The following is a 25,922-nucleotide window of genomic DNA, read 5'->3' on the forward strand; positions in this document are numbered from 1 at the left end:
GATTCCAGGCAAAAGAAAAGGCCAGCCAGAGGCGGCCCTCATTCATATCCGATCACACCTTCCAGGGATGTGACGATCACCTTTGCCTTCCTAGCGATGGCGATATCATCATTCACTTCGTCGTTCTGCTCCTTACCGCAGATCACGAGGAATCTCGCCCTTCGAAGCAGATCCTCTGACATTTCTCTTCTGCGCTTATGGGATTCCGTATCCTCCGTGGAAAAGATCCCATCAAAGGCCAGTACCGGGCACAGAGGAAGATACCCTTCCCTGATCAGCTCACTGCAGTACTTCCTGGCTTCCTCCTTTGCGACCACCGGATTTTTGTCCCATGCCGCGGTTACATAGGCTCTTGGAATTGTTCTGCTCATACGATCCTCCTTAAAAAAGTGTCAACGCAGAGAAAGTATCACCTTCATCAACCAGGGTGGCCATTCTTCCATCCATCATGTCCTTCACCTTATAAACCTCCTCATCAGTAAGTCCATGAAGCCGCCTGTCCTCCATCTTCAGTACCAACATACTGCCGACAAAAAATCGGCCTTCCTCCAGATCAAAAGCCTTATGGTCATTGAATATAACGAGGAAATCAATACCATCCGGCACATCCTCGAGTATGATTGATCCACTGCACTCGGAAGCAGCAAGTTCTCTCAAAATATTGTCAGCTTCTCTGATATCTGTCAGCCTGAAATCTCCATTAGTTGCAATAATCAGGGCATGACGGTCTGCCCGGATAGCATCAACTGCTGCTTTATTTTCTGTGAATCCATCCGTCAGGGGATCCAGTCTGATCTCAATGTGTTTACTCATTTCTTCATTCTCCTCAGATATTCCCCTCCGCCATGTCATGGTGGACAAGGGATTTGTAGTAGTTGTTGATCGTAAGCGGCGCATTATAAAGTGACGCCAACAGGTACTGTTTCATGTTCCGGACCAGAGTCGTATTTTCAGAAAGCCCTTTCAGAACGAATTCCAGATGGCTGGAATCGAGCTTCTTAAAGCGGCTCTTCACAACCTCCGCCGGTCTCTGCTCCCCGGCAATGCCTATGGTCTTTCTGCTGGTGCAGACCGTATCAAGGATGAGCTCCAGAATCTCCTCGATGGCATCCGTGTCATAGGGATACCGCTCCTTCATGAGATCAATGGAAAGTGCATCCATGAAATACTCCCGGTACGCCTGCCTCTCTTCCATTCTGTTCCCGTCCCCAGAAGAGATAAGATCAGTATCGCTGTACTCAGTCTTAGTAATATCAGTATTATTTCCGTTCGATTTTCGTGACTCCAGACTCACGGAATTCGTGACCCCGGACTCACGATTTTCGTGATTCCGGAGTCCGGTTTTTCGTGAGCGGATAAAATTCTTCACATAGATCCGGTTTGGCTTGCAGAGTCCCTGCACCGTCCGCTCGATCAGTCCGTACCGCTCCAGCTCCTTCAGAAGCTTCGTTGCCTTCTCATTGGCGCAGAGCAGATCTGCCTGAATACTCTCCAACGTGTAGTAAATATAGACTCTGCCCTGCTCATCGACCCACCGGTTCCTCGCGGACAATGAAACACGGTCCAGAAGCAGTCCATACAGCACTTTGGCCGATGTGGAGATACGTCTGAACCGCTCATCCGTAAACAGAACTTTCGGGATCCGGTAGAAGGCAAACTGCTCTGACTCCTCCTCATAAAAGTAGTCATAGTCCAAGAGATCACCCCTTCTGTCCGCTTCTCCTTTTCTCCAGGATCTCTTTCATGCAGGGCCAGCAGAAACATCTTCCCTTGCCATAACAGCAGGGATGCTCACAATTCAGTGGGGAAGGTGTCGGAGCTCCCTGGATGAAGTCCCCACCGCCGTATCTGTTTTCCACCGGAATATGCCCCGCAAAGATAACGGTAGTGCTCATGCTCATAATGCCTCACCTCCGCGGCTCTTCCTAACCGCATCCTTTGCGGCTTTTTCCGGTGACTCCTTTGCAGCTTCCTCCTTCTTTGCATTCAGCTGCTCAATGAGAGATCCCCTGTCCTCCTCCGGTCCCGCAGCCTCCATTTCTGCCTGGCGCTCCTCGAATTTGTCTGCCGATTCGAAAATATGCTCCTTGCTGTCGTAATGGTAGGCATGGTCCGTCAGAACATCTTCCGGAGCAACCTCCGTGGCATTGACCTCCCTGATCAGGGCTGCCAGATCCCTGGCATTCATTTCACCGGTATCCTTAACCAGAAGCACCTCATGAATACTGCTGGGAATGATGAAGTAATCACCGCCAAGCTTTTCAGCGGCCTCCTCAAAGAAATTCGGATACGCGATGACGGCAGCTCCGTGGGTCTGGTCTGGAACACCTGCCACAAACAGGAATTCATCCGGATCCGGCTCCAGTACAGGTCCGTGCTCAATTTCATTCAGTGTCTCCCCCATCCCCTTAATCTCTGCAGGGCGAATGAGTGGTGCATTTTTCATGGCGTCATCGTGGAGCTGCTCATGTGTGATTCCGAACTTGTCCATCAGATCGTTGGTGACCAGAATCGTGCTGCTCGCGTCTTTACTCGAATCCAGCACCAGACGGTAGACAACGGCGATGTCCTCCATCTGCTCATGCGGAACATCCTGAAGCATCTTAGCGTTCCGCTCCGCGGATACGACCTCCATGGCAAGCCTGTTCTTCATTTCCGCATAGTTGGTAAGATCCGATACCTGAAACTTCGGCATATGCTCAAGGCTGCCTTTCAGTGATTCGGTAACTCCGGAAAGCACCTCGCTGTAATCTCTACCCCTTTCCATTGCGTGGAAAATTTCATCAAGGTTTGCATTGACGCCAATGCTGCTTCCCTTCGGCGTAACACTTAATGCATCGTAGGAATCATTCAGCTTCTCAATGTGATGTTCACTGACATCTGCCTCGATCCCCAGCTTCTGGAGATTGGTTTTGAGATCCTCTGCGAACGCTGCCTTAAACTGTTCATAATCCATCAGGCTGTTTTCCTTTCTCTTGTGCTTTGTCTGAAATCAGGTCGTCACCTGATTTCGGGCAAAAGAAAAGCGCCAGACCCGCGGCCATTCCGGTCTCGAGCTGACGCTCATCAAAAGTCCCTATTTCATTCTTCTGCAAAAGAAAACAAGCAAGCGAATCACCGCTCAGGTGTTTTCGTCTTGCTTGTCTATGATAATAGTATCAGCTTCAAAAGAGAGGTACAACCTACACAGGATCTAAATTTCCTCTAAATTTGTTCTACATGACTTCTACAAGCCCTGTTTTTCTTGCTTTTAGTATGCCCAGAAGGACAATTCCGCCGCAAAGCGAAATCCGAAGGATCCAATAAATCACAGTAAAAACCGGCATAGCCGGAGAGTAGTTTGCCTCGATGAATTTCTGCCATAAAAGTTCAGCGGGAATAGCCAGGACAAAATACGCGGAAAATGCACAAATCAGCGAGGATATTACGGTTCCAACCGGGCTATCCTCCTTGTCAGCTCTATATTTTGAGGAATTTGAAACGAGGAATACAAGATTGAGGATCAGATAAACGATCGTTACAAACACACAATATCCTACAGAATCCGGTTTCATGGCATCGAGTGCAATCATGCTAATGACAGCAATCATTATTTCGCTGAAGGACAATGCCGTTGCCCTGCCGGTAGCCTTAATATTCATCAGTACCGCAACCACAACCTCAACCACAAGAAGGATCATTAGGTAGTTCATGACAGGATGCCCGGGCACTATTCTGCCTGCCCATGGCACTTCCGTGCAGATGAACAGGCTGATCAGCGCACCGCTGATATAGGGCATTATCGTCATCGCAGCATAGAAACAGGCTGAAATGATAATCAATGCCGCCGAAATGACGAACCATAATATTGTGATGATATAAAGCAGCATTACCGTTACCCCCTTTTCCGGGTCACTCCTCGTCCTGAAGCTTCCGGATGTACTTTAGAACCTTTTCCTGCTTCTTCTTACTCAGTCTCTTGAATCCATTCTGGTACTCAAGCAGTCTGGCAAATTGTTTATCCTCTTTTGTGGTTTGATCTGCCTCTTTGCGCTTATTCTCTTTCCGGGTGGTCTCTTCTGTATTTTTCTCTTCCAGGACTGGTTCTTCATCCTCCATAAGGCTTGCCGTTGATACATGATAAAGGGCTGCGAACTCATGGACTTCAGAAGCCCGGAGCGGCCTTTTGTCAGCTTCGATTGCAGACAAGGTAGGCCTGGACATTCCCATTGCTTTTGCAGCATCCAACTGCCTCATTCCACTTAGAATTCTTGCCTCTTTCAGTCTCTCCCCGAAGCTCATTTTATTACCTCCATGTTAGTATTTCTGACCTACCCTCAGCATAACATATTTAGTGATGTTTGTCAGCTTTTCTGACACGCATTTATTCTGCCTTTGGATAATACATATCGTGACTGACTTCTGCCTGGTAGTAGCTCCCCATCGTAGACACAGCATTAAACAACATGGCAAGGAGATATTTCTTGATATTTCGGACCTTTGCTGTGTTGTCCTTCATACGCTCAATGACATATTCCACATGGCTGTATTCCAGCTTCAGGAATCTGGATCTGACAAGTTCCGCCGGATAACTGTCTCTTGCGATTTCAATCTGACTCCTCTTAGACAGCACAACCTCCAGAATCAGGTCGCAGATCCCGTCGATGATGTCCTTCTCGTAGGGAAATCGCTCCAGAAGGCAGCCATACTCAATATTCTCCTTGATGAGCTCTGTGTATCCTGCCACATCAGATCTCTTCTCTCCGTTTTCTCCGGATGAGATGAGATCTGATTCAGTATTATTAAACTCAGTATTATTTTTTTTATTCTTATTAGGGTCCCCTTTGTAAACCTCCAGAGGTCCGTTTTGTAAACCTCCGGAGGTTTCATTTCGGGACCTGCAGAGGTTTAAATTGTAAACTTCAGAACCGCTTTTTTCTGACTCCAGGAAGAAGTTTTTCACATAGATAATGTCCGGTTTCCCCAGCCCCTGCTTCTTTTTCTCGATCAGTCCGATCCCCCCTTTCGCATCCAGTTCTGCAATCGTCTTCATCGCCTTATTCTTCCCACAGTGCAGATTTTCCATGGTATCTTCAACGGAATAATAGATATAGACCCGATTTTCCTTGTCAAACCAATGATTTCTGGCCGAAAGTGACATCCGGTCCAGCATCAGGCTGTATAAAACCTTGGCATCATTGGAGACCTTACTAAAGAAGTCGCTGGTAACCAGAAGCTTCGGGATCCGGTAGAAGGTGAGCATTTCCGATTCTGTTCCATAGAAATACTTGAATTGTATCTGGTCGCTCACTCGATTTTCCTCCTTTCCGTCTGCGTTCAGACATGCAGAATCTGCACTTCTGAACTCACCGGGATCCTGCTTCATCACTCGATGACAGCGAAGTTTTTCACGTAAATAATATCCGGCCTTCCCTGTCCCTGATGCCTCTTTTCAACAAGTCCGATCTGCTCCAGTTCCTGCAGGCAGTCACTGGTCTTCCTGGAAGATATACCAAGGTCATCCGCCATTTCCTTGATGGGATAGATAATATAGGCCCTGTTCTGTCCATCCAGCCAGTGGTTTTTCATGGACTCAGACATACGGTCCAGGAGGAGACCGTAGAGCATCTTTGAACCACTGGAGATATTTCCGAAATATCCGTCCGGATCCATCATTGCCTTTGGGATCCGGATGAATGCATACTGCAGGGATTCATCCCTGTCGATATAATCAAATGCCATGTTCACCATTCTCCTTCCATTTCTCCAGAAGCTGCAGGATCACTTTCTCGCGTTCCTCGTTGTCATAATCTGCCGTGAAGAAGCGATCCAGCTTTCTCTTGGAGAACGTGAGCTTTCCATTCTGCTTCTTCTGTGGCAGTGCTGCATTCAGCACTTCGATCATGCTGTACTGCGTCAGATTATCAACGTTGTTCTTCTTAATGGCATCGATCTGTGCCTGCCGGACCATGCCATTCTCCCTGATGTACTGATACAGCCATTTCTGAAGAACCTTATTGAAATAGGAGATCTCGACACCGAGAATCATGGGAAGCCGTCTCCGATCCACATAATCCAGCAGCTCCGGTATCAGTTCTGTCAGCCGGATATAGCGCTGCACCTGACGACCGCCCATGCCCATGGATCTGCCAACCGCCTCACTGCTCCAGGATTCACGAGACTTCTCGACATCATGTCGAGAAGTTTCTGTCAAATTCATGCTCTGGACATCAGGTCCACTAGTTAAGTCCACGCGGCTTCCCTGTCTCCTCATAGCATCCAGCTTCATCTTCAATGCAAAGGCCCGCTCGCTCGGCAGGATTTCCTCCCTCTGCATATTGGAATCCACCATGACAATTGTCGCTTCATCATTGGTCATAGGCTTGATAATCGCCGGTATCGTGGTAAGCCCTGCCAGCTTTGCCGCATGCATCCGGCGGTGGCCGGAAATCATCTCATAGCCTCCCTCATCATCCGGACGGACCAGAACCGGTGACAAGACTCCATTCTCCTTGATGCTCTCGACCAGTTCCTCCATCTTGTCATCATCCAATACCTTGAAGGGATGATTCTCAAAGGGATAAATCTGGTCAATCCGGATCTCTGTTGTCGCATCCTTTTCAACTGGCGCACCGAGAAGCTCCTCCACAGTCTCAAAGTGAACCTTCTCCCTCTTAACAGCCATGCTCCAGTACCTCCTTTGTCAATTTCGAATAGGCATCCGCCGCCTTCCCATTCGGATCATAGTCATAGATTGTCTTTGCCAGCTGACTGGTCTCAGATGCCCGGACTGACATTGGGATCTCAATCTGAAAGATTGGTATGGACTTGCCGTAAACCTCATTGACCTCATCTACGATTTCTCTGGCATAAATCGTCCGGCGATCCACCATGGTGAAAAGAATCCCTTCAATCTGAAGGTTGCTGTTCAATCTTCTCTTGACCGTATAGATCGTCTTGATCAGTTGCTGAAGGCCCTTGACCGGAAGGTAGGCAGCCTGAACTGGGATCAGAACACTGTCTGCACAGGCCAGGGCATTTACGGTAAGAATTCCCAGCGACGGCATGCAGTCGATCAGAATATATTCGTACCTGGTTCTGATCTGATCCATATAGGTCCGAAGGATCAGTTCCCTGCTCATAGCATTCACCAGGGATACCTCTGCGGCAGAAAGATTAATATTGGAAGGAAGGAGATCCAGATTGTCCTTCACATGGATGATTCCGAAGTTCTCCGACAGCTCCTCATCATTCACAATTGCGGAGATAACCTCGGTAACGGAATGCTCCAGCTTGTCCGGCTCCCGGTATCCCATACTGAGGGTGAGGGACGCCTGGGGATCCAGGTCCACCAGGAGTACCCTCTTTCCCTTATCTGCCAGGCCTGCGGCCAGGTTAACGGCAGACGTGGTCTTACCCACGCCGCCCTTCTGATTCGCGATTGCTATGATCCTGCTCATGATTTCTTCCTCCCTCATAATCTGAATGTCTGAAAATATTTGTCGAAAATCTCAAGGTCTACAAATGCACTTCTTCCAACCTTTATAACCGCACCACAATCATGGGCCATCTCCATGAATTTGGACTTTCCCATACTGTAAAGCTCTGCACCCTCCTGAAACTTTACATACTTCTTTCTCTTACTTCTTGCCTCTCTTGCTGCCTGACTAAGTGGTTTCATGTTCGTTCTCCTTTCTGCTTTGTTCCCTTAAATACGCATCAAATAGATCTCTCCGGACCCGATAAGTGGTGTCGATCTTGTAGAGAGCTCCTGCTTCTCTTGCCATGCGAAGGATCACCTTTTCCGTCAGTCCGTAGTACTCGTACCCCGATCTCAGATCAAAGAACTGCTTCTGCGCGAAGCGGATGTCTGTTTCATCCAATCGATCTGAAATCTTCCATAAATTACCCTTCATCCTTCATCTGCTCCCAGCGGTTTCTCACCTTACGGACCTGTCCCTGGGTAAGAGGCTCCTGCCGGAACTTCTCCAGATAGGCATCGAAGATATCCCGGTTGATGAGTACAACCCCTTCGAAACGGTAAATCGCTCCGGCTTCGTCAGCCAGCTTCAGAAGCTTCCTGTGCTGCAGGCTGTAGACAATCTCACATTCCCTCCAGGTCAGGAATTTCTTTTTCAATCGGCTTGCCTCCGCCTTTATTTCTGTCCTTCGTTCCAGATCGTAATATTCGTCTGTCATCAGTTCCTCACCGATCCTGGTCTTGCTCATTGCATTTCTCCTTTCGCTTTGGATTTGTGGTATCCCTAGTCTTGGATTCAAAAACAATAAAAAAAGCACTTTCTTCAGAATCTCTTCTAAAGAAAGTGCCTCAGTGGGTACTCTATGATTTCTGTCTTGCTACATGTCTGAATCCGTCAGTCCTCTTCAAAAACTGCGGATTCGTTGCAACCATGTTGCAATTCATGTCCACGAATTTATCTAAGTCTGCAACTTGTTACACAAATCCAAGTACTTTTCGGTCGGATCAGTACAGCTTCGCGCCTGCCGGGATGTGGTTGTCCACCATGAGAAGGTGGAGTTCCTCGTCATCGCTGTCCTTCTTGTTGTTGACAGCGGAGAGAAGCATTCCGCAGGAGTCGATGCCCATCATCTTCCGCGGAGGAAGATTGGTGATGGCGATCAGGGTCTTTCCAACCAGTTCTTCCGGCTCATAGTAAGCGTGAATGCCGGAAAGAATGACTCTGTCTGTGCCTGTCCCGTCGTCCAGAACGAATTTCAGCAGCTTCTTACTCTTCGGAACTGCCTCGCAGGCCTTAACCTTCACCGCCCGGAAATCGGACTTACTGAAGGTATCAAAATCAACCTGCTCCTCGAACAGAGGCTCGATCTTCACATTGGAGAAGTCGATCTTGTCGTTCGGGGTGAAAAATCCGTTATTGTCAGATCCTGCTGTCTCGTCCTTCTTGTCCTCATGTACTTGAGTGTTATCCTTCGATAAGCTCTTGAGTGTCGGGAAGAGCAAAACGTCTCGAATGGATGCACTGTTTGTCAGAAGCATGCAGAGACGGTCAATGCCGTATCCGATGCCGCCTGTCGGAGGCATACCGATTTCCATCGCGTGAAGGAAATCCTCATCTGTGTGCTGTGCTTCCTCATCGCCCTGTGCGGAGAGGGCATCCTGAGCAGCAAAACGTTCTCTCTGGTCGATCGGGTCGTTCAGCTCAGAATAAGCGTTGCACATCTCCCATCCGTTGATGTAAAGCTCGAAACGCTCTACTTTTCTCGGATCGGACGGTTTCTTCTTTGTCAGAGGGCTGATCTCGAGCGGGTGATCCATGATGAAGGTCGGCTGGATCATCTTGTCCTCGCAGTACTCGTCGAAGAACAGGTTGATGATGTCTCCTCTCTTGTGACGGTCCTCGAACTCGATGTTGTGCTCTTTTGCGAGAGCCTTTGCCTCTTCGTCTGTGTTGATCGTCTCAAAATCGATTCCGGTCTGCTCCTTGATCGCGTCTTCCATCGTCAGACGGCGGAACGGTTTTCCGAGGTCAATGATCTTGCCTGTGCCGTCCTCTTTATTTCCATAATAGATGCTTGTGCTTCCGCAAACTTTTTCCGCAAGATAACGGAACATGCTCTCGGTCAGCTCCATCATGCCGTTGTAATCGGTATATGCCTGATAAAGCTCCATAAGCGTGAATTCCGGGTTATGCTTCTGATCGAGTCCCTCGTTCCGGAATACACGTCCGATCTCATAGACTCTCTCAAGTCCGCCGACGATCAGACGCTTCAGATACAGCTCCAGAGAAATCCGCAGCTTCTTGTACTCGCCGAGCGCATTATAGTAGGTGACAAAGGGACGTGCGGAAGCTCCGCCGGCATTGTCTACCAGCATGGGGGTCTCCACCTCCATGAAGTCACGCTCACCGAGGAAATTACGGATCTCGCGGATAATCTGGGATCTTTTAATAAATGTCTTCTTGACATCCTCATTCATGATCAGATCCACATATCTCTGACGATACCGTGTGTCGGTATCCTGAAGCCCGTGGAACTTCTCCGGAAGCGGCTGAAGGGATTTTGACAGAAGAATAACTTCCTTTGCGTGGACACTGATCTCTCCGGTCTGGGTCCGGAATACATAGCCCTTGATGCCGACGATATCGCCGATATCGAGATGCTTGAACTCCTTGTAGGGCTCATCTCCCAGAGAATCGCGCTGCACATAGCACTGAATCTGTCCCAGCTTATCCTGAATATGGCAGAAGGAAGCCTTACCCATGACACGCTTGCTCATGATACGTCCCGCGATGGATACGTCCTTCCCGTCGAGTTCCTCAAAGTGATCTTTGATTTCCTGGCTGTGATGGGTCTGGTCGTAGGTTGTGATCTTGAACGGATCCTTGCCTGCATCCTGCAGCTCTTTCAGCTTGTCGCGACGTACCTTCAGGATCTGGTTCATATCCTGTACCGGTTTCTGCTTCCCGTTTTTATTCTGGTTCTGCTCTGCCATCTCTTCCTCCTGCTTCCTTATGTTCCAAAAAAATATCTATCAGATGTTTCTCTCGATTCCGAGGATCTTGTACTGCTCATCGCCGTCCGGCGTCTCGATGGAAACCACTTCGCCTACCTCGTGTCCCAGAAGAGCCTTTCCAACCGGAGACTCATTGGAGATTTTCCCCTTCAGGCTGTTTGCCTCCGTTGAACCGACAATCTGGAACTCAAGCTCCTCGTCGTAGGTCATGTCCTGAACCTTGACCTTGCAGCCGATATTTACCTTGTTTGCGTCCGCCTCGGACTCAACGACTACCTCTACATTCTTCAGCAGCGCCTCAATTTCCTCGATTCTTGCCTCGATCTGGGCCTGCTCGTCCTTTGCGGCATCATACTCCGCGTTCTCGGAGAGGTCGCCCTGCGCCCGGGCTTCTTTCAGCTTCTCTGCAATCTCTTTACGCTTTGTAACCTTGAGATCCTGCAGCTCGTCCTCGAGTGCCTTCAGGCCTGCATATGTAACTACTGTCTTATTTGCCATGATTTCACCTCATGAATAAAAGAAATTACCGTCATTTGCGCGCATATTCGCAATTTCCATATTTTAAACTGTCCACCAGACGATGTCAAGTAAAGTTCGGCGCGGAAGGCAGGTAAAAATCCGTAAAAATTGCCCCCGGCGAGCGGGTATCTTCTGATGCCGGATCCGGGAATTACATTGCTCCGCAAGGCCATAGTTTCCAGATGCTCAACCAGGTGGATACATCGTCCTGGAAAACAAGTATTCTTCGCCGAAAATCAGATATACTTCGCTGCAGCACTCAGCCTTAACTGCTTCGTCTGACAGTGCAAAATACGTTCAAAAATTGACATTGATACAAGGCAATGCTAGAATTTTCTTATCTTATCCGGCTTTATCTCCTATATAAATGTAAATAGCGATAAACAGCGCCGTACCTTCACCTGCTTCCAGTGGTTGGTATCCGCTGGACCGGAAATACTCAATGGCTTATATTTCAGATTATTACCAAGGGGGCTCATTCACATGGACAACATTCTACCGTTTCTGATCAAATGGTCCGGCGTCATCTTAAGTGTGCTGATACTTCTGATATCGATCGTCAGCACGGCAACTGCAGGCGTGACCCGCTATGAGAAGCAGATGTCGAAGGACAAGGATCCGTCTCATTATATTATGCGCAATCCGCTGAGCGGCCTTTTTATCGGCTTCAGTATATTGCTATTGGGCTGTGTCATAGAGATTTTTATCGGATGGCTGGCACTGAAGGGTGATTCTCAGAGACAGATAATTGCCATCGCAGTGGAGCTTGTCTGTGCCTTTGTCACCGGACTGATTTTTTTCCTGATGCAGAGAAAGGCCCTCTGTGAAAGGGTTTTCGTCGAGGGCAATACCATCCGCTACCAGGGATCTTTCGGGAAACCGGAAATCACTGCTTTTGATCAAATCCGCACCGTGAAGAAGGAGAATGCTGAAGACGCGATGCACGCGAAAAGCCTGACCATCCGCCCGAACAATGGCGGCCGCTTCAAGGTTAGAAATACCATGTCCAATTACATGAAGTTTGCCGAGCAGATTGAGCGCGATGTCAAGCTTCCGGATCTGACAAAGAAGAGGCGCCGCGATACACCGGAAGATGCGGACACTGAGGAATAATCTCACAATTCCTCTGCAGGGAATCACCAGAAAGCATATGCGGCAATCCCGCGAACAGACATTCTGAGGGAACAGGCAGTGTTTCTGCCTACAACAGCGAAAGGTTTTTATTTTATGAACAACAGAGACGATGAATATCTCAGTGGGGCGACGCGGGAAATCCATGTTCCGGAATATGATACGGCATTCACCGATTCTTCCTCTGATTCTTTTCAGAGCAGTCCCGGACAGTCCGGAGCAGAGCACAATCTGAACTATTATCAGCGCATGCGCAATGCGGGCAGCTTCGATGATATCGGGCGCCAGAACAGCTTCCGTGACAGCTATGATAGCGGACAGGATGCCGGGAGATTCAGCGGCTATCGCGTCAACGGCGACCAGGCTGCGAGTTTCAACGGCTATCGCGGCAACAATTACAACGATGCTCCCTATGATGATGAATACCAGGACGATCCTTCCGATGATACCTATGATATCGGTGATGATTATGATTTCGGATTCAAGCCGAAGAAGCGCAAGAAACCCCGACCGGACAGATATGACGATAACGATTCCTATGGAAACCATTCCGGCAGAGGCGGCCGTCCGACGAACGATTATGACGATGATTACGGCAGGCGTCCACGGAGGAAGCGTAGACATCCGGTTCGCCGTTTCTTCCTGACCCTTCTGGGTATTATTCTTGTCCTCATTGTCCTTGTGGCTGTTTTTCTCCATATTGCATTCAGCAGGATGAACCGCGTGGAACCTGTAGCGGATACGACTGCGGATAAAGCGACAGAAGCTGCCGGCGTAGATGCCTATGAGGAGCGCGGCGTCATGAATATTCTCCTCGTCGGAGAGGATGCCAGGGAGGGAGAAACCCAGACCCGTTCAGATACCATGATCATCTGCAGCCTTAATGCAAAAACGCGGCAGATCACTCTGGTCTCTCTGATGCGTGACACCTATGTGCCCATTGCCGGCACAGATTATTCCGCAAAGCTGAATGCCGCCTATGCCGCAGGAGGGCTGGAAACTCTCGATGAGACAGTTCAGGAGAACTTCGGCATTGACATCGACGGAAACGCGGTTGTAGATCTCGACGGCTTCCTGGAGGCCATAACTTCTGTGGGAAATCTGGACATAGACCTGACCTACGACGAGGCGACCTATATGAATGCGAATGAGGGCCTGGGATCCAGTGTGGACAACGCCCAGGTGGACGAACCCTGGGGGCTCGTAGAGGGAGTCAATTCTCTGACCCCGGAGCAGGCACTCTGCTACGCCAGGATGAGATATGTCGGCAATTCCGACTGGGACCGCGTAAATCGTCAGAAGAAAATCATCCAGGCAGCCTTCGCGAAGATGAAGTCCAATCCCTTCCGTATGCTGAAGGTAATGAATCAGGCCGCACCAAGCATCACAACAGATATGACAGACCTCTATCTGACAAGAGCGTGTATTTTTGCTTTTCTGTGCGGATCTGACATGAATGCGGCTACTCTTCCGGGCGACGGCATGTATTATTCAGACACCATCGACGGTCAGTCTGTTCTTGTCCCGGATCTGAATGCCTGCCATGAAGCTTTGATCAGCTACCTTTACGGTTCTTCCGCGGATGACAGTATCTTCAAATCCGCCCCGTCAGCCACACCGACACCCGCGCCGAAGGCCTCATCAGACACCGGCGGCACGGACGCTTCCGATAATGATGACCAGACCTGGACGGAGCCCGTCTATACCGTACCGGACAACTCTGGTCAGCAGGCTGCTCCGGATACCGATATCGCAGATATTCCAGCGAATGGAGATGACGGCAGTTCCGGCGCCGGCACTACAGACGGAACATATGATAACGGAACGACCGGCACGGATAATTCCGGATACGATAACTCCGGGACCGGCAATGGTGATTATGACAGCTCCGGCTACGACAACACAGGAACCGATAATTCCGGGTACGACAGCTCCGGAACCGGAAATGGCGGATATGACAACTCCGGTTACGATAATAGCGGCACGGACACTTCCGGTTATGACAATGCCGGAGATGCCGCTCAGAACGCAAATAACGGGTAATGACAGACAGTTATCGAGTAGGAGAAAGTCTCCTAAGGAGACTTTTTCCCTCTAGAATGTGCGCCCGCCGAGCGCACTCAACGAGATAAAACACGCTGCGCGAGTTTTATCTCGCTATCGCGACGCTCGCCGCACACGAATACTTCGCATTCGGCTGCGGCTCACTGTTCGCGTAAAAAAAGGATGCAGCTGATCGGCTGCATCCTTTTTCGTCCACTGCATCTTTTTTCTTGAAAGACTATATCCGTCTGATCAATACTTACCCGGTTTTACTACATCCATACGATGACGATCCAGTCATTACCGCATCCATACAATGATGATTACTGGATCCGACCAGGGCTGATCCGGCTTTTATTAACCGGTCTGATTTATCCAGGTCTGACTTGTTATGGCCAGGTCTTATGCATGCTTCCGGAAACGAAGGGTTATGGTCGTACCCTTGTCCAGCTTGCTGCTCACCTTGATCTGGGCATTGTGCAGCTGCGCCCCGTGCTTTACGATGGACAGGCCGAGTCCCGTTCCGCCGACCGCCTTGGAGTGGCTCTTGTCCACCCGGTAGAACCGCTCGAAGATACGGCTCTGGTCCGCTTCCGGTATACCGATTCCGGTATCCTGCACACTCACGATCACATGGTTGGTGGTCGTCGCGATATTCACATCTATGCTCCCATGTTCCCGGTTGTACTTGACCGCATTGTCACAGAGATTGTAGATCATTTCCGATACAATTCTCCGGACACCGGTGATGTTGCCGTGAACGCCGGAAAGCCTGATCTTTACATCCTTCTTGTCCGCGGCTGCCTGTACATGACTGATCTCCTCCGACACGATCTGATAGAGATCAATCATCTCCCAGTCAAACTCCATATTTTCGTCATCCAGCGAACTCAGATTGATGATGTCGTTCACCAGGGAAATCAGACGGCTTGCCTCGTCATAAATTGATTTGGAGAAATCCATGACGGTTTCCTCCGGCATACCTCCTCCCATCATCAGCTCGGCAAAGCCTGAAATGGAGGTAAGCGGTGTCTTCAACTCGTGTGACACATTTGCAGTGAATTCTCTTCGGAAGTTTTCCCGCTTGATGCTTTCCGTCTCATCGAGGATCACAAAAACCGCACCTATTACTTCCTCCTGATTGTCATCATAGGCAGGGTTTGCGATCAGCTTGTAGGTCCGGTTCTCTCTCTGCAGGGTCAGTTCTTCTTTCTTCCCGCTCAATACCTTGAAGATCGTCTCGCGAAAATCTCTGGTGCGGTTCAGCCGAAGGACGCTTCCCGAGGGCTCATCGGTCATGCCGAGAAGCCGCAGCGCCGAAGGATTCCAGGACAGGATATCCGTATTCTTGTCGATGACCAGAAAGCCCTCGGACATATTCTCTGTGATCAGATTAAATTCTTCCTGTCTCTGCTTTGCCGAATTCAGCTGTTTCCGGATCGTTTCCTGCTGCGTCTGCAGCCGGTTCAGCAGCGGTGCGAGCTCATCGTACACCACATCATTGTTGTCGAGATGATCCAGATCCAGCCGGTTCAGCGGACTTAAAATATTCTTCGTCACCATGTTGGATAAAAACAGGGACAGCAGCACGGTCGCCATGAACAGAATGACGGCGGGCCGGATCAGCTTTGCAAGGATCGCCCAGATGGAGTCCTGCGTGACCGCGACACGAAGAATTGTACCGTCATCCAGCTTCTGCGCAAAATAGATCGTCTCGCGCATCATCGTCTCAGACTTCCGAATGCTGTGACCGCTTCCGCTCTTCACCGCTTCTTCTACTTCCTCCCGGTTGCTGTGATTTTCCATCGTCGAGGGATCTGCCTCATTGTCGTACAGCACCGTTCCGTCACGCCGGATCAGCGTGACCCTTCGATCTGTATTTATCCGGTTCAGGTATTCCTGGCCCTGTGCCTCAATTCCATAGGACAGTATATTTGCTTCCTCTCTCAGTTCATCCAGCGTTCTGCTTTCCAGAAAACTGAACAGCAGCGCCGCTGTGACTCCCATGGTCAGAACAAATATCACAATGGAAACCCAGAAGGTTGATTTGAATATTTTATGACTCATATGTGTTCACCAGGCGTCAGCACGCTTCAATCTTGTAACCGATTCCTTTCACCGTCTGGATGTATTTACCCGCTTCATCGCCGAGCTTTACCCTCAGCTTACGGATATGCACATCCAGGGTTCTCGATTCTCCGTAAAATTCCCCCCATACCTTGGTAAGGAGTTCTTCTCTGTGTACAACATTTCCCTTTGCCTCGAGAAGTGCCATCAGGAGGCAGTATTCCTTATAAGACAGAGAAATATCCTCATTGTCAACCTGGATGACATGCTTATCCGGGTTAACATAGAGCTTCCCGACATGATATTCGTCCTCCGGCTCCTTTTTGGTCCTGCCGGATCTTCGCAGTACCGCGCGCACCCTCGAAGTCAGCTCGACGATGCCAAACGGCTTTGCGATATAGTCGTCCGCGCCGAGATCAAGTCCGTTCGCCTTGTCATACTCACTGCTCTTCGCTGTCAGCATGATGACCGGAACATCCTCGGTACGGATATTCTTTCTGATTTTCTTCAGAATGCTCAGCCCGTCCTCACCGGGAAGCATGATGTCCAGAAGAATCAGCTCTGGAAGTGCTTCATCCATTCCGTGATAGAAGGATTTCGGTTCTGAAAATCCCCTTACCTCATAGCCTTCTCTGGAAAGCGCGTAACTGACCAGCTTTCTGATATTGTCGTCATCTTCCAGTATATATATCATGATCGGTATTCTCCTCGTCCCACAGATGTCTGATACCGGAACAATCACCGGCATCATTCTCTTGTGTTTTTCCCATCTGATATAGTTTACATTGTATAAAAAGCAATGTAAACTCCGATAGGTTTCTTATGTTAATTGTATATTAAGCGTTAACTTTTTTCTCTCATAAAATAGCCGGGAGTTGCCTCCCGGCTTTACTTCCGTTCTGATTTTTGTGAAAAGCACGAAGCTTTGTTAACATTGCCTGCTCAACAGATTTATTCATAGAACTGGAACTGCTGGCTTTCCTTCTGATAACGGTCCGTATATTTCATATGAAGCTTTCCCTTGACAATAAATGATACCCAGGAAGCGATGTTCTCTGAGTGATCTGCCATCCGTTCGATATATTTGGCGATCATCAGATAGTTCACATACTGCTCCGTATTCTCCGGTTTTTCCTTGATCCTCAAAATTATTTTTTCCATAATATCATCGAGCCCTTTATCGACGATATTGTCCTGTGTGGAGATATCCTTCGCCAGTTCAATATTTCCGGTAAAAAAGCTTTCGATCGTATTTCCGACCATCTCCCTCATTGTGAGGAATATCCGGTGAAATTCTTCCGGTGCTTCAACCTCCGGCATCTTTGAAAGCTTCACAATGTAAATGCTGATATCACTGCTGTTGTCCGCGATTCTCTCCAGATCACTGATCATTCGCATGTAGGAGGCAATTTTTCTCCAATCCGATGCAAGCGGCGCCTGTTTCACCACGATGCCGATGCATCTCTCCTCAATGTCCGTCTCCATCTTGTCAATGATATCATCATGCTCCATGACCTCTGCAGCCAGCTTCGCGTCTCTCTCCGAGAACGCGTGGATGATCCGGTCTATGGATCTCTTCACTTCTTTTCCCATCTCGTGAACCAGCACATTGATTTCACGAAGTTCGTCGTCGTATTCTTTTCTATTTGCCATTTTATCTGTATTCCTCTTTCTCCATCCCCTGAACCAGATTGTGCGACCCGCCATCCGCGCCGGAAAAATATCAGGCTCCGGCCGGACTCATCCGAATCATCAGCCGAATCTTCCTGTGATGTACTCCTCTGTCTTCTTGTTCTTTGGATTCAGGAAGATATTCTGTGTCTCTCCGGATTCGATCAGTTCTCCGAGAAGAAAGAACGCCGTAATATCAGAGATACGGTTTGCCTGCTGCATGTTGTGGGTAACCATTACGATCGTGTATTTCTTCTTCAGCTCCAGACAGAGCTCCTCGATTTTACCCGTTGAGATCGGGTCCAGCGCACTGGTGGACTCATCCATCAGAAGGACCTCCGGCTCGACCGCAATCGCTCTGGCGATGCAGAGTCTCTGCTGCTGCCCGCCGCTCATTCCGAGGGCATTCTTCTTGAGCCTGTCCTTGGTCTCGTCCCAGATTGCCGCCTGTTTCAGGGAGCGCTCAACGATCTCATCGAGTGCCGCCTTGCTGTGCACGCCATGAAGTCTCGGGCCGTAGGCTACGTTGTCATAAATGGACATCGGGAACGGATTTGCCTTCTGGAATACCATTCCTACCTTTTTCCGAAGGATATTTACGTCCATGTCCTTGTAGATGTCGACACCATTCAGTCTGACATCTCCTTCGATCCGGCATCCCTCTACCAGATCATTCATCCGGTTTAATGTCTTCATGAATGTGGACTTGCCGCATCCGGAGGGGCCGATGAGAGCTGTAATCTTATGCTCCTGAATGTCCATGTTGATATTTTTTAATGCCTGATGATCTCCATACCAGAGATTCAGATTATGTGCTTCGATAATATTCGCCATTTTTTATACCTGCATAGATCTCCTGAAATATCCGAATCTGCCGTCGGCAACTTTTTCGCCGACCTTCCGCGCCTTGATGCACAGTTTTGTTCCGTACCTGTTTCGGATAAAAATTTACAGTCACATATAAACTTTCCGGATGAATACGGCTGCTGCCGCAATGCTTTCCGTCAGTCTACCTTAACCTTAAGTTTTTTTGCCACCAGTTTTGCGGAAAGATTGATAATCAGGGTGAGGATCAGCAGAATTGCCGCGATGGCAAAGGCCACGCCGAACTCTCCTCTTTCCTTTGCATACATGTAAAGAGCTACGGTAAGTGTGGAGCCCGCGTTTCCGGGTGTTACCGCGTCCTTGATCGAAAGGATGTTGTTCGCCATTCCGGCAGTGAACAGAAGCGCGGCACTCTCTCCGACGATACGCCCGATGGCCAGAATGCAGCCTGTCACAATACCGTCTATCGAGGACGGCAGGACTACGGTGCGGATCATGTGCCATTTTCCGGAACCGAGTGCAAGACTGCCTTCGCGGTAGCTGTCCGGAACCGTCTTCAGACTTTCCTGTGTTGTTCTGACAATTGTAGGAAGTGTCATGATTACCAGGGTCAGCGATCCGGCGAGAAGGCTCGTTCCGATGGAGCAGAACTGTACGAAAATCAGCATACCGGCAAGTCCGTAGATGATTGACGGGATTCCCGCAAGGGTCTCCGATGCAAATTCAATCACACCTACAAGCTTGCGGTTGGTCGCGTACTCGTTCAGGTATACCGCCGTTCCGACTCCGAGAGGCAGTACAATGACGAGGGTGATCAGTACAATGTATACCGTATTCAGAATATTCGGGAGAATTCCAATGACTCCCTTCAGAAGGCTTGGCTTGGAACTCAGAAATTTCCAGCTGATGTTCGGAATGCCTCGGTAGCAGATATATCCGATCAGCCCCGCTACCAGCGCCAGGATCAGGATGAAGGAAATATACATCAGGATGTTGACAACTTTAATTTTTATTCTTCTGGATAATGATATTTTCTCGTGCATAGCCTTACCTTCTGTCACTCTTTTTTGCTCTTGAATACAAAGTTCAGAAGCAGTGTTATGATCATAATGAATATAAACAGTACCAGTGCGATGGAGAACAGTGCCTGTCTCTGAAGTCCTGAAGAGTAGGACATCTCACTCGCGATTGCTGTTGTCAGGAAGCGTACGCTCTTGAACAGTCCCGGCATATTCGCGACATTACCGGATACCATCATAACCGCCATTGCCTCTCCGATCGCACGGCCGACACCGAGAACGACTGCGGAAGCGATTCCACTCGAGGCTGCAGGAACTGATACCTTGAATACAGTTTCTGTCCATGTCGCGCCGAGAGCGAGACTTGCTTCCTCATATTCCTTCGGAACAGCCAGGAGTGCGGTTTCCGACACACTGATGACGTTCGGCAGTACCATGACGGACAGAACAATGATTGCCGACAGAAGGTTCGCGCCGTCTGAGAGATGAAACGCGTTACGGATCATCGGCACAATGACGATCATCCCTACCAGACCATAGACAACGGACGGAATTCCGGCAAGAAGCTCAACAGCTGCCCGGATCAGCTCCGCGATCCTGCTGCTGGCCATCTTCGCAAGAAAAATGGAACACAGCAGGCCGATCGGAACAGCAATCACAATTGCTCCGAGAGTTCCGTATACAGATGTCAGAATGAAGGGAAGGATTCCGAACTTCGGGTCAGCGGCCGTGGATGCCCATACTGAGCCGAACAGGAAGTCCGTGATTCCGATCTTTCCGATTGCCGGAACACCGGATGTGACCAGAAAGATTGTAATGAACAGAACGAATGCGATGGCAATCATTCCGCATACAAAGAAGATACCGCTCATCACTCTTTCCGCCGCGTTCTTTTTCTTCTGACCCTTTTCGGACAGCGATGGACCTGTGACGCTGTAAAATGTAGCTTTTCCGTTTCCGGACGCATCTCCGTATCCGGATTGCTTATTCTTATTGGATTCTTTTGCTGATGATATCTGCATATTGCCTTTCCCTGATCCTTACGACCATTCTGAATTCTGTTAAATCTGTAAAAAATTATCGCTGTGCCGTGCATAAATAATTCGCGTAACGAGATAAAACACGCTGCGCGAGATTTATCTCGCTATCGCGATGCTCGCCGCACACGAATACTTCGCATTCGGCTGCGGCTCACTGTTCGCGTAAATAAATTCTTACAAGCCCGCGCTTCCCGTGTCGGACCTGTAAGAATTATGCTTCTGTCACTTCATATTCCGTCGCTGTTCTGTTCTATATTCCGGGTTTATTCTGATCTTACTTGTTCGCCTTGGAAACCGGAACAGCTCCTGCCTTCTCAATCAGGTCAGCTGCCTGATCGCTGGTGATGTAATCGAAGAACGCCTGTGCCTGCGGGCTCAGCTTCTTGCTGTCGTTTGTAATTACATTGAAGTTACGCTGAATCTTGTAGCTTCCGTCAAGAATGGTGTCCTCGGTACACGCAACTCCGCCAACGGTAAGAGTCTTAACGGTATCGTTCAGATCTGCCATTGAAGCATATCCGATTGCATTCGGATTTCCTGCTACAGTCTGGATGACATCACCTGTGGAAGTCAGCTCCTGAGAAAGTTTGCACTGATCCTTGGTGTCTGTGATGGTTTCGAATCCGTCTCTTGTACCGGAACCTGCCTCACGTCCGATGCAGACGATCTCAGCGTCATCGCCGCCGACATCCTTCCAGTTTGTGATCTGGCCTGTGTAGATCTGCTTGATCTGATCAATTGAAAGATCTGAAACCTTGTTGTCCGGGTTTACGATCAGGGCAATTCCATCAATAGCGATGGTCGTCTGTGTGAGTCCGTCCTTCTCCTCATCCTTCAGGTCACGGCTTGCAAGTCCGAGATCGGTGCTTCCCTCGGTCGCTGCCTGGATACCAGAGCTGGAACCGGTCGGATTGTAGGTGACCTCAACGTTCGGATACTCTTCCATGAAGGACTCGCTCAGGTAGCTGATAACCTTCTCCATAGAGGTGGATCCGTCTGTTCCGACTGTTCCGGAAAGATCAGATGATGCTGCAGCAGATGCCTCATCTCCGGAGGATGCTGCAACTGTGCTTTCTTCGGATTCTTCTGAGGATGCTGCCTCCGTGGTCTCGGCTGAGGATGCTGCAGCAGAAGTATCTGCGCTGCTCTGCTCCGATGATGATGCCGATGTGCTTCCGCAGCCTGCTGCCAACAGAGATGCGCCGAGAATTCCGGCAAGAACAAATGTCATGGTTTTACGTTTCATTGTCATTCTCCTTCTTCCTTCATGGATGTTTTCTACTTTCCGGATACGAATCTCTTCTGGATTTCTGGTTTTCTAATCCTGTTCCTGATATCTTCTGCTCCGAAAAAATCGTGTTCTTTCTCGTATTGAATGATGGAATCGCATCACTCAATGCAGTTCTAATCATGCCATGCGATATGTAAACAGCGTAACCGGTCATACGTTAACAATAAATAAATTCATTGTGTGCAATGTTAACGCTCTCTGCCCGATAAAGGTAAAATATGTGTCGCAAATGGCCTATCACGCATAAATATGAGAGCAATTCTAAAAAAGCAAAAGAGCGGCGAAGTCGCTCCGGACAGTCCCGGAACGGCTTTGCCGCCCTTTTGGCATAATAACCAGCTGCATAAAAAATGTATTTAAATATCGACTCGTTTTCCCGAGCCGATTTCACATCACGATTTGTTAACTTTCATGATGTCTGTTATCAATGACCGGATACCAGGATTCATTGAAAGACCATCACGATTTGTTAACTTTCGTGATGTCTGTTACCTCGAGAATGTCTTCCCGAACCTTGAACCCGATCTCATAGCCCGCATATTCCATCCCGTATCTTCTCTCCGGATCGGCCTGATATGAGGGGCGCGGGTCCAGAGCAAGTACCTGACGCAGTGATCCGGTTTTCTCCAGCGGAAATCCGCTGTCTGCAAGAAGCTTTTCCCCGAGTATTACCTTCAAACGGTAGTCCTTAGTCCCGCCGGTGAAGCCTTCCAATGCGTCTTCGTGAATGTCGGCATATGGAATATATGGCTTGATATCATATATCGGCGTTCCATCCATCAGATCCGCTCCGCTGATATGAAGAACGGGCCCGATTCCCTCCCGCTCTTCAATCGACTCCAGTTTCACGGATGACAGGCCGAGCGCGTTTGGCCGGAACGGGGAACGGGTGGCAAAAACTCCCACCCTTGTATTTCCTCCCAGCCTTGGCGGACGCACCGTCGCATGCCAGCCGCTGTCTGCATTCTCCGAGAACTGCCAGATCAGCCACAGGTAATTGAACTTTTCCAGACCGCGCACAGCCTCCGGCGAGGCATACTCCGGCTCAAATATAATCTCCGCCTTTGTGTCTGCCAGTCCGCTCTGCCTGGGGATTCCGAACTTACCCGGAAACTCCGAGGATATTGCAGCGATTCTCCGAATCGTATATTCCTTCATTCCGACTCCCGCTTTCTTCCTTCTTCTCTGCCGGCTCGCTTACTTCTTCTCCGCTGGCTCGTTTTCTTCGTCGCCCTTCATTTTCTCAAAGAGATTGTGTGCCGGCTTCGGAAGCTCGATTCCGATTGCCTCGCGAATTGCCTGACGGACATTTTCCACCGGTACAATGGTCAGATGATCTCTGACCTCCTTCGGTACATCCTCGAGATCTCTCTCATTGTCCTTCGGGATCAGCACCTTTTTCACGCCGGCTCTCTGCGCAGCCATGAGCTTCTCCGGAAGCCCGCCGATCGGAAGTACCTGGCCTCTCAGGGAAATCTCACCGGTCATCGCAAGATCGGAAGGCACCGGTTTGTTATTGACCAGCGATGTCAATGCGGTGAACATGGTAATGCCTGCAGACGGTCCATCCTTCGGAACTGCTCCCTCCGGAACATGGATATGAATATCTCTCTCTCTGAAATTCAGATCGCTGTTGATGTAGTAGGACTTCAGAAGGCTGGCCGCAATGGAGGCCGACTCCTTCATGACATCGCCCAGCTGACCGGTAAGCTTGATCTGTCCGCTGCCCCGCATCGCCGTCGTCTCTATAAACAGAATCTCGCCGCCCGCCTGTGTCCATGCAAGTCCGGTCACGATACCGGCCGGATTGTGCTTCTGCACGCGATCGTGAAGAATTCCTTTGTTGCCGAGATATTCCGGCACATCCTTCTCCTTCACGGTGATTTTCTTTGATTTTTCTTTTTTCTCCGTCTTTTCCGTTTCAGCATCCGCCTTTTCAGATGCCGCCGTCTTTTCAGAAGTATTCTCTGCTCCAGCCGCAGTTTCGCATTTTTCCTCTGCTTCGGATGATGCTCCGGATTCCTCTTCCATCCGCTTCTCTACCAGCTTTGCGGCAACAACTCTGCAGAGCTTGTCCAGCTGTTTTTTCAATCCGCGGACTCCCGCCTCGCTGGTGTATTCCGAGACAATTCTGCGGATTGCGCCGTCCGTTACACTGAGATCCTTCCGTGTCAGACCGGTATCCTCCATCGCTCTCGGCAGGAGATGTTTCTTTGCGATCTGCTCCTTTTCGTAAGGAGTGTAGCCAGAAAGCTGGATTACCTCCATACGGTCAAGCAGAGGCTGCGGGATCGTATCCCAGCTGTTCGCCGTGCAGATGAAAAATACATTTGACAGATCATACGGTATATTCATGTAGTGATCGACAAAGGTGTTGTTCTGCTCCGGATCCAGCACTTCCAGCAGTGCGCTCGACGGGTCTCCGCTGAATCCTCCTTCGGTCAGCTTATCGACCTCATCCAGAACCACAACCGGATTCATGGCGCCGGAGCGCTTGATTCCCTCCATGATACGTCCGGGCATTGCGCCGACATAGGTTCTGCGATGACCGCGGATCTCTGCCTCATCTCGTACGCCTCCCAGGCTGATCCGGACATACTTTCTGCCCAGCGCCTCGGCAATGCTCTTTCCCATACTGGTCTTACCTGTTCCGGGAGCGCCGACAAGCAACAGAATCGATCCTTCCTGCTTATTCTTCAGTGCCATGACTGCCAGCTGCTGCAGAATTCTTTCCTTTACTTTATCCAGACCGTAGTGATCCTTGTCCAGAATCCGTCTGGCCTCCTTCAGATCGACCTTCGGGAGTTCATCCGGCTTCCATTTCAGTGAGGTTACAAAATCCAGATAATTCTCGGAGGATGCACGGTCGGGATCGTTCGGCTGCATCTCCATATAGCGCTTCAGAACCCGGTCAACCTCTTTTCTTGCCTCGGCGGGCATTCCCGATTCCTCGATCTTTCTCCGGTAGTCGTTTTCTTCCTCCGCCGCATCCGGATCCATGTCATCCAGTTCCTTCTGCAGAAGCCCGATCTGTTTCTCGATGGCGGCCTTCTTGTAGAAATTGCCTTCCGTCGCATTGTATCTGTCGTTCAGGGCCTCCTGCATATCAACGGTGCCCTTAAACCGTTTCAGTGCTTCCTCGATCAGAAGTCCTCTCTGTTTCATCGAGTCTGTCTCCAGAAGCGCATATTTTTCATCCGGACTCATATCCAGGAACTGACAGAACATCGCTCCCAGTTCATTGATGCTCTTGCATCTCTCCACATAGCCGGCCGCCATCTGCCCGCCCTGGAAATGGGTGGTAAGCTCAGTGATATCCTTTTTCAAGGTGTCGAGAAGGTCCTTCTCACCCTTGAGCGTGATATCAAGGACCTCGTCCTTCGGTTCAAAGGTTGCCTCCAGAATGTCACCATTTCCGGTGAGGCTGGTGATCTCCACCTTCTCCCGGGTTCTGGCGTGCACCCGGTATCCAACCTTTGTTGAATTGATGTCCAGTACATCTGCGAGCACGCCCAGACCATAGACATCGCTCATGGTCAGGTCCATCTTGCCCTTTGCTTCTTTCATCGGTACGATCAGTACCTTGTTGTCATCGATCTTGATGCGGCTCTTCTCATCCTCGTTCAGTTCCTCAACGCCGAGCTGATAATCGACGTCAGGGAGTATTACTGTATCATATGAAGGTATAACCAGATAACTTTTCATACTCGTTCCTCTTTTCTGCAATCTCCAGAGAACTCAAGCTCTCTGTTGCCGTAACTGTCCCTGCCCTCTGCAGGTGTGTTAGCACTCATTAATATTGAGTGCTAATTATATGTAGTATAGCATAATTACCGGCGTTG

The 25,922-nt window shown here is 49.5% G+C and carries 27 protein-coding genes; 2 read left to right on the plus strand and 25 right to left on the minus strand.

Annotated features, from left to right (window positions below):
* Nucleotides 1–38: 38 nt before the first annotated feature.
* The 16 genes from ACTQ1O_RS08675 to greA form a co-directional block, all read right to left on the minus strand.
* A complete protein-coding gene (locus tag ACTQ1O_RS08675) occupies nt 39–371 on the minus strand; it encodes a DUF7768 domain-containing protein (RefSeq protein ID WP_040800312.1) in 333 nt (110 codons plus the stop codon).
* Between the two features lie 10 nt (nt 372–381).
* On the minus strand, nt 382–813 hold the full coding sequence (locus tag ACTQ1O_RS08680) for a hypothetical protein (protein ID WP_441486943.1): 432 nt from the start codon (nt 811–813) through the stop codon (nt 382–384).
* Nucleotides 814–826: 13 nt separating this feature from the next.
* Entirely contained in the window at nt 827–1,696 is an 870-nt protein-coding gene (locus tag ACTQ1O_RS08685; RefSeq protein WP_441486944.1) for a DUF6017 domain-containing protein, read from the minus strand.
* A 4-nt stretch (nt 1,697–1,700) separates the two neighbouring features.
* The gene (locus ACTQ1O_RS08690) at nt 1,701–1,901 is read right to left on the minus strand and encodes a hypothetical protein (protein WP_441486945.1); all 201 of its coding nucleotides are present in this window, start codon (nt 1,899–1,901) and stop codon (nt 1,701–1,703) included.
* Nucleotides 1,898–2,956: a DUF5688 family protein gene (locus tag ACTQ1O_RS08695; protein ID WP_441486946.1), complete on the minus strand. Its 1,059-nt coding sequence runs from the start codon at nt 2,954–2,956 to the stop codon at nt 1,898–1,900. The genes ACTQ1O_RS08690 and ACTQ1O_RS08695 overlap by 4 nt, the downstream gene beginning before the upstream one ends.
* 259 nt (nt 2,957–3,215) lie before the next feature.
* Nucleotides 3,216–3,869, minus strand: a complete 654-nt coding sequence (locus ACTQ1O_RS08700) for a hypothetical protein (RefSeq protein ID WP_441486947.1) — start codon at nt 3,867–3,869, stop codon at nt 3,216–3,218.
* Nucleotides 3,870–3,891: 22 nt separating this feature from the next.
* Complete coding sequence (locus tag ACTQ1O_RS08705) at nt 3,892–4,281, minus strand: helix-turn-helix domain-containing protein (protein WP_441486948.1); 390 nt, start codon at nt 4,279–4,281, stop codon at nt 3,892–3,894.
* An 82-nt stretch (nt 4,282–4,363) separates the two neighbouring features.
* Nucleotides 4,364–5,290: a DUF6017 domain-containing protein gene (locus ACTQ1O_RS08710; protein WP_441486949.1), complete on the minus strand. Its 927-nt coding sequence runs from the start codon at nt 5,288–5,290 to the stop codon at nt 4,364–4,366.
* A 74-nt stretch (nt 5,291–5,364) separates the two neighbouring features.
* Entirely contained in the window at nt 5,365–5,721 is a 357-nt protein-coding gene (locus tag ACTQ1O_RS08715; protein ID WP_441486950.1) for a replication initiator protein A, read from the minus strand.
* Nucleotides 5,711–6,664: a ParB/RepB/Spo0J family partition protein gene (locus ACTQ1O_RS08720; RefSeq protein WP_441486951.1), complete on the minus strand. Its 954-nt coding sequence runs from the start codon at nt 6,662–6,664 to the stop codon at nt 5,711–5,713. The genes ACTQ1O_RS08715 and ACTQ1O_RS08720 overlap by 11 nt, the downstream gene beginning before the upstream one ends.
* Nucleotides 6,654–7,439 (minus strand): ParA family protein, encoded by a 786-nt coding sequence (locus tag ACTQ1O_RS08725; protein ID WP_441486952.1) that lies wholly within the window; start codon nt 7,437–7,439, stop codon nt 6,654–6,656. Before ACTQ1O_RS08725 ends, ACTQ1O_RS08720 begins: the two co-directional genes overlap by 11 nt.
* Nucleotides 7,440–7,453: 14 nt before the next feature.
* Nucleotides 7,454–7,660, minus strand: a complete 207-nt coding sequence (locus ACTQ1O_RS08730) for a DUF6462 family protein (RefSeq protein WP_441486953.1) — start codon at nt 7,658–7,660, stop codon at nt 7,454–7,456.
* Nucleotides 7,647–7,895 (minus strand): DUF6462 family protein, encoded by a 249-nt coding sequence (locus ACTQ1O_RS08735; protein ID WP_441486954.1) that lies wholly within the window; start codon nt 7,893–7,895, stop codon nt 7,647–7,649. Before ACTQ1O_RS08735 ends, ACTQ1O_RS08730 begins: the two co-directional genes overlap by 14 nt.
* Nucleotides 7,885–8,208 carry a DUF6462 family protein gene (locus ACTQ1O_RS08740; protein ID WP_441486955.1) on the minus strand — a complete coding sequence of 108 codons (324 nt, stop codon included), beginning with the start codon at nt 8,206–8,208 and terminating at the stop codon, nt 7,885–7,887. Before ACTQ1O_RS08740 ends, ACTQ1O_RS08735 begins: the two co-directional genes overlap by 11 nt.
* A 256-nt stretch (nt 8,209–8,464) precedes the next feature.
* Nucleotides 8,465–10,453, minus strand: coding sequence for a lysine--tRNA ligase (gene lysS, locus ACTQ1O_RS08745; RefSeq protein ID WP_441486956.1), 1,989 nt, complete (start codon nt 10,451–10,453; stop codon nt 8,465–8,467).
* A gap of 39 nt (nt 10,454–10,492) precedes the next feature.
* The gene (gene greA / locus ACTQ1O_RS08750) at nt 10,493–10,972 is read right to left on the minus strand and encodes a transcription elongation factor GreA (RefSeq protein WP_441099753.1); all 480 of its coding nucleotides are present in this window, start codon (nt 10,970–10,972) and stop codon (nt 10,493–10,495) included.
* A 504-nt stretch (nt 10,973–11,476) separates the two neighbouring features.
* Between greA and ACTQ1O_RS08755 the strand changes: the two genes are divergently transcribed.
* Together ACTQ1O_RS08755 and ACTQ1O_RS08760 are read left to right on the plus strand one after the other, a co-directional pair.
* A complete protein-coding gene (locus ACTQ1O_RS08755; protein WP_441474208.1) occupies nt 11,477–12,106 on the plus strand; it encodes a hypothetical protein in 630 nt (209 codons plus the stop codon).
* 114 nt (nt 12,107–12,220) lie between these two features.
* Entirely contained in the window at nt 12,221–14,167 is a 1,947-nt protein-coding gene (locus tag ACTQ1O_RS08760; protein ID WP_441486957.1) for an LCP family glycopolymer transferase, read from the plus strand.
* A 402-nt stretch (nt 14,168–14,569) separates the two neighbouring features.
* On the opposite strand, the gene ACTQ1O_RS08765 is transcribed toward ACTQ1O_RS08760, so the two are convergent.
* The 9 genes from ACTQ1O_RS08765 to lon all read right to left on the minus strand — a co-directional run bounded on the left by ACTQ1O_RS08765 (nt 14,570) and on the right by lon (nt 25,785).
* The gene (locus tag ACTQ1O_RS08765) at nt 14,570–16,234 is read right to left on the minus strand and encodes an ATP-binding protein (RefSeq protein WP_441486958.1); all 1,665 of its coding nucleotides are present in this window, start codon (nt 16,232–16,234) and stop codon (nt 14,570–14,572) included.
* A 16-nt stretch (nt 16,235–16,250) separates the two neighbouring features.
* Entirely contained in the window at nt 16,251–16,928 is a 678-nt protein-coding gene (locus ACTQ1O_RS08770) for a response regulator transcription factor (protein WP_441486959.1), read from the minus strand.
* A gap of 257 nt (nt 16,929–17,185) precedes the next feature.
* The gene (gene phoU / locus ACTQ1O_RS08775) at nt 17,186–17,887 is read right to left on the minus strand and encodes a phosphate signaling complex protein PhoU (RefSeq protein ID WP_441486960.1); all 702 of its coding nucleotides are present in this window, start codon (nt 17,885–17,887) and stop codon (nt 17,186–17,188) included.
* A 99-nt stretch (nt 17,888–17,986) separates the two neighbouring features.
* Entirely contained in the window at nt 17,987–18,739 is a 753-nt protein-coding gene (gene pstB, locus ACTQ1O_RS08780; RefSeq protein WP_441099747.1) for a phosphate ABC transporter ATP-binding protein PstB, read from the minus strand.
* 170 nt (nt 18,740–18,909) lie between these two features.
* The gene (gene pstA / locus ACTQ1O_RS08785; protein WP_441474212.1) at nt 18,910–19,773 is read right to left on the minus strand and encodes a phosphate ABC transporter permease PstA; all 864 of its coding nucleotides are present in this window, start codon (nt 19,771–19,773) and stop codon (nt 18,910–18,912) included.
* 14 nt (nt 19,774–19,787) lie between these two features.
* Nucleotides 19,788–20,621, minus strand: coding sequence for a phosphate ABC transporter permease subunit PstC (pstC, locus tag ACTQ1O_RS08790; protein WP_441474313.1), 834 nt, complete (start codon nt 20,619–20,621; stop codon nt 19,788–19,790).
* A 442-nt stretch (nt 20,622–21,063) separates the two neighbouring features.
* Nucleotides 21,064–22,035 (minus strand): phosphate ABC transporter substrate-binding protein, encoded by a 972-nt coding sequence (locus ACTQ1O_RS08795; protein ID WP_441486961.1) that lies wholly within the window; start codon nt 22,033–22,035, stop codon nt 21,064–21,066.
* 504 nt (nt 22,036–22,539) lie between these two features.
* Nucleotides 22,540–23,238, minus strand: coding sequence for a tRNA (N6-threonylcarbamoyladenosine(37)-N6)-methyltransferase TrmO (tsaA, locus tag ACTQ1O_RS08800; RefSeq protein WP_441486962.1), 699 nt, complete (start codon nt 23,236–23,238; stop codon nt 22,540–22,542).
* A gap of 39 nt (nt 23,239–23,277) precedes the next feature.
* Nucleotides 23,278–25,785 (minus strand): endopeptidase La, encoded by a 2,508-nt coding sequence (gene lon / locus ACTQ1O_RS08805; RefSeq protein ID WP_441474215.1) that lies wholly within the window; start codon nt 25,783–25,785, stop codon nt 23,278–23,280.
* Between the last annotated feature and the right edge of the window lie 137 nt (nt 25,786–25,922).

The sequence above is a fragment of the Bilifractor sp. LCP21S3_A7 genome, from assembly GCF_052118825.1.
Taxonomy (GTDB): Bacteria; Bacillota; Clostridia; order Lachnospirales; family Lachnospiraceae; genus Bilifractor.

Excerpts from the sequence above, each read along its gene's own strand:
- ACTQ1O_RS08770 (WP_441486959.1), bottom strand. The coding sequence starts at position 16,928 with ATGATATATATACTGGAAGATGACGACAATATCAGAAAGCTGGTCAGT.
- pstB (WP_441099747.1), bottom strand. The coding sequence starts at position 18,739 with ATGGCGAATATTATCGAAGCACATAATCTGAATCTCTGGTATGGAGAT.
- ACTQ1O_RS08730 (WP_441486953.1), bottom strand. The coding sequence starts at position 7,660 with ATGAAACCACTTAGTCAGGCAGCAAGAGAGGCAAGAAGTAAGAGAAAG.
- ACTQ1O_RS08725 (WP_441486952.1), bottom strand. The coding sequence starts at position 7,439 with ATGAGCAGGATCATAGCAATCGCGAATCAGAAGGGCGGCGTGGGTAAG.
- ACTQ1O_RS08755 (WP_441474208.1), top strand. The coding sequence starts at position 11,477 with ATGGACAACATTCTACCGTTTCTGATCAAATGGTCCGGCGTCATCTTA.
- ACTQ1O_RS08690 (WP_441486945.1), bottom strand. The coding sequence starts at position 1,901 with ATGAGCATGAGCACTACCGTTATCTTTGCGGGGCATATTCCGGTGGAA.
- tsaA (WP_441486962.1), bottom strand. The coding sequence starts at position 23,238 with ATGAAGGAATATACGATTCGGAGAATCGCTGCAATATCCTCGGAGTTT.
- ACTQ1O_RS08705 (WP_441486948.1), bottom strand. The coding sequence starts at position 4,281 with ATGAGCTTCGGGGAGAGACTGAAAGAGGCAAGAATTCTAAGTGGAATG.
- ACTQ1O_RS08715 (WP_441486950.1), bottom strand. The coding sequence starts at position 5,721 with ATGGCATTTGATTATATCGACAGGGATGAATCCCTGCAGTATGCATTC.
- ACTQ1O_RS08695 (WP_441486946.1), bottom strand. The coding sequence starts at position 2,956 with ATGGATTATGAACAGTTTAAGGCAGCGTTCGCAGAGGATCTCAAAACC.
- pstC (WP_441474313.1), bottom strand. The coding sequence starts at position 20,621 with ATGAGCGGTATCTTCTTTGTATGCGGAATGATTGCCATCGCATTCGTT.
- pstA (WP_441474212.1), bottom strand. The coding sequence starts at position 19,773 with ATGCACGAGAAAATATCATTATCCAGAAGAATAAAAATTAAAGTTGTC.
- ACTQ1O_RS08740 (WP_441486955.1), bottom strand. The coding sequence starts at position 8,208 with ATGAGCAAGACCAGGATCGGTGAGGAACTGATGACAGACGAATATTAC.
- ACTQ1O_RS08675 (WP_040800312.1), bottom strand. The coding sequence starts at position 371 with ATGAGCAGAACAATTCCAAGAGCCTATGTAACCGCGGCATGGGACAAA.
- ACTQ1O_RS08700 (WP_441486947.1), bottom strand. The coding sequence starts at position 3,869 with ATGCTGCTTTATATCATCACAATATTATGGTTCGTCATTTCGGCGGCA.
- ACTQ1O_RS08765 (WP_441486958.1), bottom strand. The coding sequence starts at position 16,234 with ATGAGTCATAAAATATTCAAATCAACCTTCTGGGTTTCCATTGTGATA.
- lysS (WP_441486956.1), bottom strand. The coding sequence starts at position 10,453 with ATGGCAGAGCAGAACCAGAATAAAAACGGGAAGCAGAAACCGGTACAG.
- phoU (WP_441486960.1), bottom strand. The coding sequence starts at position 17,887 with ATGGCAAATAGAAAAGAATACGACGACGAACTTCGTGAAATCAATGTG.
- ACTQ1O_RS08680 (WP_441486943.1), bottom strand. The coding sequence starts at position 813 with ATGAGTAAACACATTGAGATCAGACTGGATCCCCTGACGGATGGATTC.
- lon (WP_441474215.1), bottom strand. The coding sequence starts at position 25,785 with ATGAAAAGTTATCTGGTTATACCTTCATATGATACAGTAATACTCCCT.
- ACTQ1O_RS08720 (WP_441486951.1), bottom strand. The coding sequence starts at position 6,664 with ATGGCTGTTAAGAGGGAGAAGGTTCACTTTGAGACTGTGGAGGAGCTT.
- ACTQ1O_RS08735 (WP_441486954.1), bottom strand. The coding sequence starts at position 7,895 with ATGAAGGGTAATTTATGGAAGATTTCAGATCGATTGGATGAAACAGAC.
- ACTQ1O_RS08760 (WP_441486957.1), top strand. The coding sequence starts at position 12,221 with ATGAACAACAGAGACGATGAATATCTCAGTGGGGCGACGCGGGAAATC.
- ACTQ1O_RS08795 (WP_441486961.1), bottom strand. The coding sequence starts at position 22,035 with ATGAAACGTAAAACCATGACATTTGTTCTTGCCGGAATTCTCGGCGCA.
- greA (WP_441099753.1), bottom strand. The coding sequence starts at position 10,972 with ATGGCAAATAAGACAGTAGTTACATATGCAGGCCTGAAGGCACTCGAG.